This window comes from Alkalihalophilus pseudofirmus OF4 (assembly GCF_000005825.2).
Classification (GTDB): domain Bacteria; phylum Bacillota; class Bacilli; order Bacillales; family Bacillaceae_D; genus Alkalihalophilus; species Alkalihalophilus pseudofirmus.
The window spans coordinates 2494275-2508030 of record NC_013791.2; the positions used below are offsets into that span (position 1 = coordinate 2494275).

Annotated in this window: 15 protein-coding genes; 5 read left to right on the forward strand and 10 right to left on the reverse strand. The window is 38.4% G+C overall.

Going from position 1 to position 13756, the window contains the following annotated elements:
- Positions 1-34: 34 nt before the first annotated feature.
- Positions 35-700, reverse strand: coding sequence for a potassium channel family protein (locus BPOF4_RS12605; protein WP_012959572.1), 666 nt, complete (start codon positions 698-700; stop codon positions 35-37).
- A 171-nt stretch (positions 701-871) separates the two neighbouring features.
- On the reverse strand, positions 872-1423 hold the full coding sequence (locus BPOF4_RS12610; protein WP_012959573.1) for a peroxiredoxin: 552 nt from the start codon (positions 1421-1423) through the stop codon (positions 872-874).
- A gap of 331 nt (positions 1424-1754) precedes the next feature.
- On the opposite strand from BPOF4_RS12610, the gene BPOF4_RS12615 reads away from it, so the two are divergent.
- The 3 genes from BPOF4_RS12615 to BPOF4_RS12620 all read left to right on the forward strand — a co-directional run bounded on the left by BPOF4_RS12615 (position 1755) and on the right by BPOF4_RS12620 (position 3520).
- The gene (locus BPOF4_RS12615; protein WP_012959574.1) at positions 1755-2588 is read left to right on the forward strand and encodes a mechanosensitive ion channel family protein; all 834 of its coding nucleotides are present in this window, start codon (positions 1755-1757) and stop codon (positions 2586-2588) included.
- Between the two features lie 134 nt (positions 2589-2722).
- Positions 2723-2893: a hypothetical protein gene (locus tag BPOF4_RS22230; protein WP_012959575.1), complete on the forward strand. Its 171-nt coding sequence runs from the start codon at positions 2723-2725 to the stop codon at positions 2891-2893.
- Positions 2894-3031: 138 nt separating this feature from the next.
- Positions 3032-3520: a spore coat protein gene (locus tag BPOF4_RS12620; protein WP_012959576.1), complete on the forward strand. Its 489-nt coding sequence runs from the start codon at positions 3032-3034 to the stop codon at positions 3518-3520.
- Positions 3521-3618: 98 nt separating this feature from the next.
- On the opposite strand, the gene BPOF4_RS12625 is transcribed toward BPOF4_RS12620, so the two are convergent.
- From BPOF4_RS12625 to gnd, 8 genes are all read right to left on the reverse strand, one after another.
- Positions 3619-3873 carry a YkuS family protein gene (locus BPOF4_RS12625; protein WP_012959577.1) on the reverse strand — a complete coding sequence of 85 codons (255 nt, stop codon included), beginning with the start codon at positions 3871-3873 and terminating at the stop codon, positions 3619-3621.
- A 93-nt stretch (positions 3874-3966) separates the two neighbouring features.
- Positions 3967-5088, reverse strand: a complete 1122-nt coding sequence (locus tag BPOF4_RS12630; RefSeq protein WP_012959578.1) for an N-acetyldiaminopimelate deacetylase — start codon at positions 5086-5088, stop codon at positions 3967-3969.
- 152 nt (positions 5089-5240) lie between these two features.
- Positions 5241-5957 carry a 2,3,4,5-tetrahydropyridine-2,6-dicarboxylate N-acetyltransferase gene (gene dapD, locus BPOF4_RS12635; protein ID WP_012959579.1) on the reverse strand — a complete coding sequence of 239 codons (717 nt, stop codon included), beginning with the start codon at positions 5955-5957 and terminating at the stop codon, positions 5241-5243.
- Between the two features lie 102 nt (positions 5958-6059).
- Entirely contained in the window at positions 6060-6956 is an 897-nt protein-coding gene (locus BPOF4_RS12640; RefSeq protein WP_012959580.1) for an AEC family transporter, read from the reverse strand.
- A 117-nt stretch (positions 6957-7073) separates the two neighbouring features.
- Positions 7074-8354 carry a TRAP transporter large permease gene (locus tag BPOF4_RS12645; protein WP_012959581.1) on the reverse strand — a complete coding sequence of 427 codons (1281 nt, stop codon included), beginning with the start codon at positions 8352-8354 and terminating at the stop codon, positions 7074-7076.
- Positions 8355-8927, reverse strand: a complete 573-nt coding sequence (locus BPOF4_RS12650; protein ID WP_012959582.1) for a TRAP transporter small permease — start codon at positions 8925-8927, stop codon at positions 8355-8357.
- A 152-nt stretch (positions 8928-9079) separates the two neighbouring features.
- On the reverse strand, positions 9080-10135 hold the full coding sequence (locus BPOF4_RS12655) for a TRAP transporter substrate-binding protein (RefSeq protein ID WP_012959583.1): 1056 nt from the start codon (positions 10133-10135) through the stop codon (positions 9080-9082).
- Positions 10136-10225: 90 nt separating this feature from the next.
- A complete protein-coding gene (gene gnd / locus BPOF4_RS12660; RefSeq protein WP_012959584.1) occupies positions 10226-11128 on the reverse strand; it encodes a phosphogluconate dehydrogenase (NAD(+)-dependent, decarboxylating) in 903 nt (300 codons plus the stop codon).
- 192 nt (positions 11129-11320) lie between these two features.
- Between gnd and BPOF4_RS12665 the strand changes: the two genes are divergently transcribed.
- Positions 11321-12175, forward strand: coding sequence for a MurR/RpiR family transcriptional regulator (locus tag BPOF4_RS12665; RefSeq protein WP_012959585.1), 855 nt, complete (start codon positions 11321-11323; stop codon positions 12173-12175).
- 19 nt (positions 12176-12194) lie between these two features.
- Entirely contained in the window at positions 12195-13721 is a 1527-nt protein-coding gene (locus BPOF4_RS12670; RefSeq protein WP_012959586.1) for a gluconokinase, read from the forward strand.
- The last annotated feature ends 35 nt before the right edge of the window (positions 13722-13756 follow it).

The window sequence follows — 13756 nt, forward strand, 5'->3', positions numbered from 1 at the left end:
GAAAGTACGAGCGGATATCAAATGATATCCGCTTTTATTTGGTATCATCAAACATCTGTTCAAACCTCTTAATATCTTCATCTGCTCCAAGCACAATAAGAAGGTCATCTTGCTGTATCAATTGGTCTGCTTTAGGTGAAACAATCATTTCTGCTCCACGCTTTATAGCCATTACATTACAGCCGAACGAAGCCCGCACATTTAACTCGACAAGTGTTTTTGCATGCATTTTACTTCCAGCAAACATCTCTATAATACTATACTTATCAGAGACTTCTAGATAATCAAGTACGTTTTTAGACATCAAATGATGAGCGATTCTAGCACCCATATCTCTTTCCGGGTGAACAATCCTCTCTGCTCCTATTTTTACGAGCACTTTTTCATGATAATCATTTTGTGCTTTAACTGTGATATGCTCTACCCCTAGTTCATCGAGAATCAGTGTTGTTAAAATACTAGCTTGAATATTATCACCAATCGCAACAATGACATGTTCAAAATTACGTATTCCGAGATGCCTTAATGCTTGTTCATCAGTCGAATCAGCCACTACCGCATGGGTCACTACATCACGATACTGATTGACTTTTGCTTCACACTGATCAATCGCTAACACTTCTACTCCTTGTTCAATAAGAGCACAACAAACGCTACCTCCAAAACGCCCCAAACCAATGACAGCAAATTGCCTCTTCATACATCACCTCCAATAGGACCTATCTCATCATATTTTCTAGACAAAATAAAAAGACCTCTTTGAAGAGAGGTCTTTAGCATGACTATTCTTTTATCTCTGACACACGATCTATTTGTGGAATAAGCGAAAAGAGTCTAACATGAAAGCTAAATCATCATTATGGTTTAAATCTTATAATGAAAGTGTTTTCTGACCAGGCTTCCAATTTGCTGGACAGAGTTCCCCTGTTTGCAGTGCTTGCAGGACACGTAGGGTTTCATCTACATCTCGGCCGACATTGTTATGATTTACAACTGAATACATTAACTCTCCCTCTGGACTTATGATGAATAGACCCCGAAGAGCAATCCCTTCTTCTTCAATCAGGACACCATATTCACGCGATACTATATGATTTGTATCTGCTGCTAATGGATATTTCAACTCGCCAAGCCCATTATCATCACGCGAGGTGTTGATCCATGCTTTATGAGTATGAATGGTATCAGTTGATACACCAATTATTTCAGCATCTAAGTCATCAAATTTCTCGTATCGATCACTTAAAGATATAATTTCTGTCGGACAAACATGCGTAAAGTCCATTGGGTAAAAGAAAAGCACGGTCCACTTATCATCTTTCATATTATCTTCAAGGCTTACTTTAGAAAATTCTTTGTTAGGCATCACAGCATCCATTTCAAATCGCGGGGCTTGTTTTGCAACCATACGCTTATCTGACATATGTAGTACCTCCTAAAAATAGTTGAACTTTTTATTCATTTTTATGACAACAAAAACACTAAACAATAGTTGAATAAACTATTATAACCATAACCCTTAAACGCTGACTCTTTACTATTTTCACCCGTAAGTAAACGAATCATTCACGCTCTTACCTACACCTGCTTTATGAATATTTCTCAATCATTCCTTACAAAAGAGAGTGGTTTCTAATTTGTAGTTTAATTGGACTTATGCTACGATTTTTAACGTATTCGGTTAAATAGGCGTTTTTATTTAGTCGCAATAGGTTATTACTAAATTAGAGAACAGAATGTCAGGAGTGGGTAAATTGGATCAATGGACCAGTTATTTAACAGAAGGAGCATTTTTAACAGCTGTTTTATTAGTAATCGGACAGCTTTTTATTGCCATTATTGCATTTTTAATTGTTCGTGCAATAGGTAGGAGAATTATTAGTTCAGGTTTTGAAAGAATGCAGGCTCAAAAAAACATGACTCATGGAAGAATGAAAACCCTCGAGAAATTAACTCTAAATATTTTTTCCTACATATTAATTTTTGTCTTCGTAACGATCATAGCAGGAATTTTTGAACTGCCCATCGGAGGTTTAATAGCGGGTGCCGGGGTTGTAGGTCTTGCGATTGGTTTTGGAGCTCAAGGTCTTGTAAGTGATGTAGTAACAGGTTTCTTTTTACTTCTAGAAAAACAGATTGACGTAGATGATTACGTAACTGCCGCTGGTATTGATGGAGTGGTAGAAGAAGTAGGCCTTCGCACGACTCAAATTCGCGGATTTGATGGAACGCTCCACTTTGTACCAAATAGAGAGATCTCAAGTGTCAGCAATCACTCCCGCGGTAACATGCGTGCGTTAATTGATATGAGTATTTCTTATGATGATAATATTGATGAAGCAATTGCTATTATGCAATCGGTATGTGACAAGATTGCTTTAGAGGATGAAACAATTAAAGAAGGTCCTAACGTGATCGGCGTCCAAGGACTTGGGGACTCTGATGTAGTCATTCGAGTGATTGCCAAAACAGAAAATATGATGCAATGGGCTGTTGAACGAAAACTGCGTAAGGAACTAAAAGAAGCATTGGATGCAAATAATATAGAAATACCTTATCCTCATCAAGTTTATATTGAAAAAAAATAACTTGTTCTCCACATCAAAGGAAGGCTCACACAGCCTTCCTTTTTTCTTTATGACGAAATTAGATTTAATACCTAACACCCTTTGGTGAAAGTTTCATACGTTTATAGTATTCCTATTATGTAAGGAGGGTAAAAATGGGGAAACATCAACGTGATCTAATTAACCTCATGGTTAAAAATGTATTAAAAAAGCATCAGGCTGACCTCAACTTAGACAATATCAGTTCTGAACAAAAGCGTGAGATCCGTGCCATTGTAGAAAATATTCAAGCAGAAGTAGAGCAATTTCTAGATAAAAAGAAATAAGTTCTAGAACAACCTACGGACAAACCATTCTCTATGTGAGAGTGGTTTTTATTTTTGTGCTTTTTCCTCTGTTAATCTGTCCAGACCATCTTCCTTTTCTTACATATGCTGAACTATAACTCGAAAGGAGGAAAAACCATGAAAAGAATGTATGTTTACAACGGAGAAGCAGCAGCCCAAACAAATAACAGAAGGTGGTCTGCTCTAGATGCAGCTTCGAACCACCGAATTTGTGATGCAAATGACATCGATAACCAAGAAAATGTAGAACAAGGTGCTGCTCAAGCAAATAAGACTTTACAATTATCAGAGGAACATATCATCATTAAGGATTCTACCGATGTTAATGTCATCTCTACTGATGTGAAAGCAGCATTATCACTTCAAGCATCCTTACAAGCAGCAATTGCGATCGTAGTCCGCCTTGCATTTGATAATGGTGAAACTGCAGAGCTGGTTACACAAGATTTATTACAAACGGCTAAACTCAAACAACTCTCTTATCAAAAAACAGTGATTGAGAATAGCCATAATGTTGAGGTTATAACTACAGATGCACAAGTTACAGCAAATATTCAACTTTTAGTTCAGTTATTGATAGCGTTACTTGTTAACTTGGATCTGTAATACTGCATTATATGCAGGCAGCTATATGACTGCCTGCATTTTTTTCTAGGCTTTCGTGGAAAAAAGGACTTCGATTGACCAATCGAAGTCCTTTTCCTTTATTGCTGCTGACGTCCTAGTTTAGCTTCTACTTGCTGACAAACATCTTGAGCCGTCATTCCATCAGCGTTAATAACAGACCCATCAAAAGCCGCATTTTGCATACCCATTACATTTTGATCTTGGCCTGTAATGACGCAGCAGTCACAGCCTTGTGAATCTTGTTCATTTCTTAATTGAACGATCTCATACCCCTTAGATTGAAGTTCTTGTTGTACATCTGTAAGCGATTGTTCGACACCAATTTTCGGCATCAGATACACCTCCGTATGAATATAAATTGTTACATCTATAGAGTAACCAACATTCACCAAAGTATGTATATCTTACTCATTTAAACCGTGAACTTATTTTGTATTGATAAAACTAATTAAATGATGGACAGCAAATTCGATCGCTTCTTCATCTGGTTCTAATCTAGCATCATGGAGGCCATATTGATTATTTACCCCTAACCAAAACATAAATCCAGGAATTTCTTCTAGAAAATAACCGAAATCTTCACCTGTCATAGCTTCAGGACTCTCAATAAATACTGCTTCTGGACGATTTTTTGTAAACTCTATAAATTCTTCTGTTCTTTCTTGTTCATTATATACTTGGCAATAATTTGCGCCATAGTCAATGGAAGCTTTACATGTAAAACCCACTTCTACTCCTTGTACCAATTGCTCAATTCTCTGTTTAATAATCTGCATTGTCTCCATGGACTTTGTACGTATGGTCCCTTCAATAGTCGCCTCTTCTGCAATAATATTTTGCTTTGTACCACCTTTAATGACACCGATTGTCACTACACCTGCATCAAGCGGGTCAATATTTCGTGAGACAACACTCTGTAACTGAGTAACTAAATGACTTGCTGCCACAACCATGTCATTTGCCGTGTGGGGATAGGCTGCGTGCCCTCCCTTCCCCCTCAAAGTAATAAATAGCTCAGAAGTATTGGCAAAAAGCATACCGACTCTCGTGGAAATCGTTCCTACCGGGTATTCAGGTGCAATATGTAAGGCCATGATCTCATCAGGCCACCACTCACGAAGTTCTTGAGAGCTGAGCATAGGTTCCGCTCCCCCTGGACCTTCTTCAGCCGGTTGAAAAATAAAGAGGAGGTTATGGGCAGGCTGATTGTTACTATAGTAGCCAAGTACCCCTAACGCGATGGTCATATGAAAATCATGTCCGCAGGCATGCATAAATCCATCATGAGTAGATTGATAACCTATACAATTTGTTCTCTCTTTAATTGGAAGTCCGTCAATATCAGCACGATACGCAATGGTTTTTTCAGAGTGACTACCATTCACCTTAACTAAAATACCCGTTCTCCACGTTTTGATCTCTAAGAAGTTTTGAGGCAGCTCATTAATTTTATTAAGTAAGTATGCTTGCGTCTTAAATTCATTAAATCCAATCTCAGGAATTTGATGTAAATCTCTTCTTATTTTAATAAGGTCTGAAGCATTCAAAAGGCCCATCCCCTTTCTTTTAATAACTATCTCTTCTAATTATATCATCTTATTTCATCGACTTATCTCCATTTGGAGGATAGTGAATGTATGGAAATGGAAAAAGAGCTTTGCTCTAAAAAATAGAGCAAAGCTGCTTTCTTTCTTAATTATTAGTCGTTAAGGCGGCGAAGTTCTTGCTTGATCTCCGTTTTACCTTTTGTTTTTTCATCAATCTCTTTAATTACGCGAGCTGGTGTACCTGCTACTACCGTGTTTGGAGGAACATCCTCTGTTACAATAGCTCCAGCTGCTACTACAGCTCCCTTACCTACTGTAACCCCTTCAAGGATAACACAGTTAGCACCAATCACTACATCGTCTTCTACAACAACAGGCTTTGCAGAAGGCGGCTCAATAACTCCAGCTAAGACAGAACCTGCACCAACGTGACAGTTCTTCCCTACTGTAGCTCGTCCACCAAGTACAGCGTTCATATCGATCATTGTACCTTCACCAACAACTGAACCAATGTTAATGCTTGCCCCCATCATGATAACAGCATTATCACCGATCTCAACTTGATCACGAATGATAGCACCTGGCTCAATGCGTGCTTTGATGTTTTTCATATCAAGAAGTGGAATAGCTGAATTGCGGCGGTCATTTTCTACAACAAAATCTTCAATTTTTGCTTCATTTTCTTTTAAAGCCGGTTCAATTTCTTCCCACTCACCAAATAATACGCCTGTATTTCCTGTAACGAATGATTTTGTATTTGCACCAAAATCGATTCCTTCAATTTCACCTTTAATATGTACTTTTACCGGTGTCTTCTTTTGACTGTTTGAAATAAATTGAATAATTTCATTAGCATCCATCATTTTCACGTAAAAAACCTCCTACATCTTTATAAAACACTTCTTCATTATGATAAAGAAACCTGTCCAAAATTGCAATGATGTTGCTGATAAAGTTAAAGAAAATCCATTTTACCCTAACCAAATAAGCAACCCAGTAATGGTCAGTACACTGCCTATTGTCGTCATAAGAGTAATACTTGAAACAAGTCTAGGTTCTGCTTGGAATTGGACCGCATACATAACAATCGTTGCAGCTGACGGCATAGCGGCAGATACAATTAATACTTTACTCAGGAGCGGGTCAACAGGAAGAAATAGTAAAATTAGAAAAGCTAAAGCAGGCGAAATAAACAATCTTGTCAAAAATCCAAAAGAAAGATTAGGCCAATCAAAATCTCCCCACTTAATAAGTGCTAGCTGCATTCCTAATATAAGCATCACAGTTGGTACAGTTGCCTCAGCTATCATATCGATCGTCAATATTAATGGATTTGGCATCTCTAGTGCTAACACATTAAATAGCAGCGCAACAATTACAGCATACGTTGCCGGCATAGCAAGTACAGCCTTCTTAGCAATCTTTATGCCGTCTTTACCTTTCGCTGCGTAATACACCCCAAAAAAGTTCATTATAATTGCTTGTAGAACCATAAATGATACAGAATAAGCAAATCCCGCTTCACCGTATGCAAAAAGGATAATAGGCGCGCCGTAATTTCCTGAATTCATAAAGGCAGTGGCTAGGATCATCCCGCTCTCTTCAGAAGTTGATAGTCTTCTAATCTTTGCATATAGCTTGTTAATGAAAATTAAACCAAATAACAATGCCATAGCAAACGTAACCATATAGACATACTGTAAATTCAGCTCTGATGTATAAAAGGTGCGAAATACAAGACAAGGGGTCATAACATAAATAGCAACAGTAGAAATCGGTTTGATATCTACCTGCTTCCACTTTTGTATCAAGAAACCAAGTACAAAGACAAGTAATACAGGTAACATGACATGAATGAATATGGTCATTATAACGCCTTCTTTTTTATTTTTATTCGTATTCTCTGATTCAAATAAATTCTACTTCAATAAAACCACTAAAAGAAACACGTAAAAGAGGCTAGCATTCTAACCTCTTTTACGATTTTATTGTTTAAATTGCAGGAGCCATAATGAAAGCTCAGGTATGAAGACAATTAGTAGCAACGTAGCAAGCATCGCTACAAAAAATGGAATAATCGCCTTTGAGAGCGTCTCAATGGATAGTCCCGAGATTCCTGAACCAACGAAGAGATTTACTCCAAGCGGCGGGGTAATGAAGCCAATAGCTAAATTGACAACCATGATAATACCAAAATGTATCGGATCGTATCCTAAATTAACGGCAATCGGTAATAAAATCGGTGTCAGAATAATAATTGCTGCAAGTGTATCCATAAAACAGCCGACAATTAACAGCAGTATCGTTATAAGCAAGATAAGGACAATTGGATTTTCTGAGATCGCAAGCATTGCTTCCGCTACTTGATTTGGGATTTGCTCAATTGTTAATAGTCTTCCAAAAGCCGTTGCTGAACCAACGATAATTAATACCGTGGCAGTCGTCAATGCCGCATCAGCAAAGACGCGCGGCAGGTCTTTTATCTTTAATTCACGGTATAACAACAAACCTGCAATAAGGCCGTAAACTACTGCAATAACTGCAGCTTCAGTCGGGGTGAAAATCCCCCCATATATTCCTCCAAGTATAATAACTGGAATGAGAAGTGCCCATTTTGCTTCCCATGCAGACCGCAGAATATTTTTCACTGATGTTTTCTCAGCAGTCCCTGTATAGCCTTTTTTCTTAGAATGAAAATAGGCATAAATCATGAGCCCTAACCCTACTAGTACACCTGGAATAATCCCGGCAATAAACATATCGCCAATGGAGGCACTGCCGACCACCCCGTAAATAACCATTGGTATACTAGGTGGAATAATAACACCTAATGAACCTGCAGCAGCAACAAGAGCAGTTGCAAATTTTTTATCATAACCTTGACGGACCATTGCAGGTATCATGATCCCGCCAATTGCTGCAACAGTTGCCGGGCCTGAGCCAGAAATTGCTGCAAAGAACATACACGTAATGATTGTAGCAATCGCGAATCCACCCGTTTTATTCCCTACGATTGAATTGGCAAATAAAAACAACCGGTTAGAAATACCGCCTTTACCCATAATTTCACCCGCCAAAATAAAGAAAGGCACCGCCATTAAAGGAAAAGAGTCAACCGATGTAACTAATCCTTGAACAAGAAACTCAACAGGAATCGACCCAGAATATAAAATAGTGACCAGCGTTGCCAGTCCAAGAGCTATCCCGATTGGAACACTTAAAAATAAAAAGAGTGCAAAACTAGCAAATAAGACAATAGCAGTCATTTACTTATCCTCCTTTCGGTCAAGAGGAGTATGATCTTCCTCATTCAGACGCTGCTCAACAATTAATTCCTGCTCCGTTTTCACCTCGAAAGAGCCTTCACCTACTAAGGATTTCCCTTGTATAATTAATTGTTGAATTAACCGAATAGAGGTTAACGCCATTCCAACTGGTGTCGCCATATAGACTAGACCCATTGGAATATGTAAGGCTGGAGACGTTTGACCAAAAGCAAGAAGCCTTTCAGCAATATCATAGCCGTAAATAATAACAAACACAGCAAACGCCAGAAATAATAGATTAGCAAACATAGCGAGCAATACTTTCGCTTTCCCTTTTAAGAGAAGAAGTGCTACATCGACTTTAATGTGCCGTTGCTTTTTTACTCCATAACTAATCCCTAAGTAAACTAACCAGATAAAACAATATCTCGCAAGCTCTTCTGACCAAGACAAAGAAGATTCCATTACATGCCGCATAAATACTTGGGCTGCAATCACTACAACCATGACGACAGAAAACCCTATTAAGAACACTTCCTCAAAATGTTCATCGATCCATCTGAGCAATTTCACCAAATATCTCCCCTTATCTATCTATTTCTCTCTTATTAATTAAGAAGCACAAAACTAATTATGTCTATAGCCATATTCACTTTTGGACTTCTTTTTTTGATTTTTTTGAAAAAAAGGCTTGAACCTGATAGGTCAAGCCCTCCGCTTTCTGATTACTGTGCAGCTTCAATGGCTGAATACACTTCTTCTACTACATCAGTACCAATATTCTCAGCATATTTATCAATAATAGGCTGAACCGCTTCGATCATTTTTTGACGCTCTTCTTCACTGATTTCAGTATAAGTCATACCTTCCTCTTGAAGATTTGCTAAATATGTTTCATTTGCTTCGCGATTTAATTCACGCTGGTAAGCACCTGCTTCAAGTGCGGCTTCGCTCACGATTTCCTGCTCTTCTTCTGTTAAAGAATCAAAGAATGTTTTGCTCATCATAAAAACAAATGGACTATAAATATGGTTGGTATTGGAGACATGCTTTTGAACTTCGTAATAGCCTTCTAAATAAATCGTTGCATATGGATTTTCTTGCCCGTCAACAGTCCCTTGCTGCATTGCTGTAAATAACTCGGTAAATGCCATAGGTGTAGGATTCGCTCCTAGTGCTCTGAATGCTTCTAAATGAAGATCATTTTCCATTGTACGAATGGTTAAGCCTTTAAAATCTTCTGCTGTTGCAACCGCTTGTTTACTGTTTGTAAGATTTCGGAATCCATTTTCCCAGTAAGCAAGCCCTACTAAACTTTGATCTTCTAATTTATCTAAAAAGCCTTGCCCCACTTCTCCATCAAGTACTTGATCAGCTACTTCACTGCTTGGGAATAAGAATGGGAAATCAAATACCGAGAACTCAGATACGAAATTAGCGATTGGCGCTGTAGATGGAACAGTAACTTCTTGTGTACCTAACTGCAGCGCTTCCATCATTGAGCGATCATCACCTAGCTGCCCACTATGGTACGTTTCAACTACAATTGCTCCTTCTGTTCTTTCCTCGACTAACTCTTTAAATTTTTCTAACCCCTTATATTGAGGATGCTCACTATTTAGTCCGATTCCTGCACGAATCGTTTTAGAATCTACTTGTTCAGTTGCTTCTCCCCCTTCATTTGAAGCGCTTCCATTTCCTTGAGTAGAATCACTTCCCCCGCATGCTGCTAACAAAACAGCCATTGATCCGATTAGAAATGATGACATAAGTTTCTTCATAATAATTTCTCCCCTCGCCCTTTAATGGACTCTTAATTTAAATGAACAATCATTAAAGAGGGCGGCCCCTCCATAATGTCTTATTGCTCTTTACTTATTTACTTTGACTACTTCATGGCCGCCAAATTCATTTCTTAGCGCAGCAACCACTTTACCATTAAATGTATCTGTTTCCTGGGAACGATATCGCATCATTAATGACATGGCAATCACTGGAGCTGCTGTTTGAAGATCAAGTGCCGTTTCAACAGTCCACTTTCCTTCTCCTGAGGAATTCATCACTCCACGAATTTCAGAAAGCTTAGGATCTTTTTTGAAAGCGTTCTCCGTAAGCTCCATGAGCCATGAACGGATAACCGAACCATTATTCCATACCTTTGCTACTTCCTCATAATTGTAATCAAACGGGCTTTTCTCTAAAATATCAAAGCCTTCTGCAATAGCTTGCATCATCCCATATTCAATCCCATTATGAATCATTTTAAGGAAATGTCCGCTTCCTGGCTTCCCGCTAGCTAAGTAACCATCCTTCACAGAGATATCTTTAAAAACTGGTTCTAAATAGTTAAGGACACGTTCATCTCCACCAGCCATCATACATACACCGTTACGTGCACCCTCTACTCCGCCGCTAGTACCTACATCGACGAAAGAAATTCCTTTATCAGATAAAGACTCTGCTCGCTCTAGAGTGTCTTTATAGTTTGAATTTCCCCCATCAATTACGATGTCTTCTTTGTCTAAAAGGTTTTTCAAGCTGGACAATACCTGTTCGGTAATCTCCCCTGCAGGCACCATCAGCCAAACAACTCTAGGCTTTTCTAACTTTGTTACTAACTCTTCTAATGAGTAAGCAGAAGAAGCCCCTTCTTTTTCAATCTCTTTTACTTGTGTTTGATTCACATCATAAGCGACAACGTCATGCTTATGATCGAGTAAATTCAAAACGAGGTTGTAACCCATCTTGCCTAGTCCTACCATACCAATTTGCATTTCCTCAACTCCCGTTACATGTACTCACTGAAAATATTTTTCTTAAAAATTTTTTCGGTAGAAATATTATTCCCTTGCTTCTCATTATAGAATAAAATTTTTCTTTTACAATAAAAAATATGAAAAAATATTTTTTTATTCCGTTTTTTTATATAATAGAACATATCAATCGATTATAGAGGGGCGTTTTTCATGACTAATGAACATATTCCATGCCTGACTAAAATACGTGCCACCTATTCTTCCTTTAGTGAAAAAGAAAAAATGGTGGCTGACTATATTCTTGAAAATTCACAAGAGATGATTCATGCCACAATCAATCAAGTGGCTGAAGATTTAGGAATAGCAGAAGCGACGGTTTTCAGATTTTGTAAGAGATTAGGGTTCTCAGGGTTTCAAGCGATGAAAATTGCTTTAGCTAGTGAAGTGGTTACACCTATTCAAGACATTCATGAGACGATTCAAGAAGAAGATGATGAAAAAGCCATTACTGAAAAAGTGTTTAAATCTAACATACGCACATTAGAGGACACATTGCATGTCATTGAGTCTGATCACTATAAAAAAGCAGTCCATGCCATTGTGAACGCTAGACGTGTTGAATTTTACGGGAATGGCGGTTCAGGAATTATCGCCCTTGATGCCCATCATAAATTCTTACGGACTGGTATACCTACAGCTGCCTATCAAGATTCTCACTTTCAAGTGATGTCTGCTTCTCAGCTTACAAAAGAAGATGTCGTTGTTTTAATTTCTCATTCAGGTACGAATCGAGATATTTTACAAGTACTTGATGTAGCCGAAGAGCATGGTGCGACTACCATTTGCATTACTACATTAGCTAAGTCACCTTTAAGCCGGCAAGTAGATATTCCGCTCTACACTGTTTCAAAAGAAACAGAATACCGTTCAGAAGCTCTTGCCTCACGACTGGCTCAGCTGAGTATTATTGACGCTCTTTATGTAAATGTCAGCATTCAGAGAAAGGAACAAATGAAAGATTCACTGCAACGAATGAGAAAGGCGATTTCAAATAAACGAATTTAATTAAATGGAGTGTCAAAATATGAGTGAAATTACCTATGTAATGGGGATCGATATCGGTACGACTTCGTGTAAAGCTGTATTATTTACACGAAAAGGATATGTTGTATGCGAGGATGAGGTTCTATATCCAACCCATTCCCCAAAGCCAGACCGATCTGAACAAGATCCAATACTTATTGAAAAGGCTGTCATAAAATCTATTTCTAATGTGATAAAACGAAGTAATATGCATGCAGACCAACTCCTTAGTGTCGGGTTATCAGCAGCTATGCACTCTTTAATTTGTGTTGATTCTAATAATGAACCTTTATCTCCTATGCTTACATGGGCAGATAGAAGAAGTGTTAGTCAGGTTATTCAATACACTACAAATGAATACAGGGATAAAAATGGAATTGGATTGCATCAAAACGGTACGCCGATTCATCCCATGTCACCACTATTCAAGCTGATGTGGATGAAAGAACAGAAGTACAAACCGTATGTTCATGCAAGTAGATTTCTATCAATAAAAGAGTTCATTACCGCTAGATGGTTTAATGAATCCGTTGTTGATTACGGCATAGCATCAGCTACAGGGTTATTTAATGTCCATACCTTGAAGTGGGATGAGAGCGCTTTAAAACGTGCAGGGATTCAAAAAGAGAATCTATTCACCCCTGTACCCCCTACCTATATATTAAAAGGACTAAATGACCGAATCGTCCTCGAAACAGGCCTGAAAAAAGATACACCTATTGCCCTTGGATCTAGTGATGGGCCTTTAGCTAACATCGGGGTAGGAGCGATAAATAAAGGGGATTTAGCTCTTACCATCGGAACAAGCGGGGCCATCCGAAAGATTAGTTCAGCACCTGCTGATACGGTTACCCACCTATTTAGTTACAGCATTACAAATACGCATTGGATTTTAGGAGGCCCTTCGAACAATGGAGGGAATGTATGGAAATGGGCTGTTGAAACGGTGACTCCCCCCCAAATGAGTGAATCTCACTCATTTGACCGTGCATTTCATTTGGCCAGTTGTTCTCCTGTTGGTTCAAAAGGCCTTCTATTTCTACCATATTTAAATGGGGAACGTGCACCATTATGGCATGCAGAAGCTAGAGGAAGCTGGATAGGCATCAGCAGTACCCATACAACAGGAGACTTACTGCGGTCCACTTTGGAAGGAATTGTATTTAACCTTTATCAGATCAGCCTTATTCTTGAAGAGAAAACAGGAGAAAATAAGAGGATATTTGTAAATGGAGGTTTTGCAAGATCACCTTTTTGGCTGCAGCTTGTTGCAGATATTTTTGGCAGAGATCTTGAATTACCTTTATCTCATCAAAGTGCAGCTTGGGGAGCTGCTTGGTTCAGTTTAATGGCAATTGGAGAAGAATCTAAACTTGAAGATATAGCACAGCATATTCCTATGGGCAAAACTGTCCGCTATAATAAAACGAATCATATGAATTACAAAAGCTTATTTGAATTATTCATGGAGGCTCAATCTTCACAAGAATTGATCTCAAGTAAGTTAGCTCATTATCAATTGCGGTAAATGATAAAATAACCGGCTCATCTAATGATGGCCGG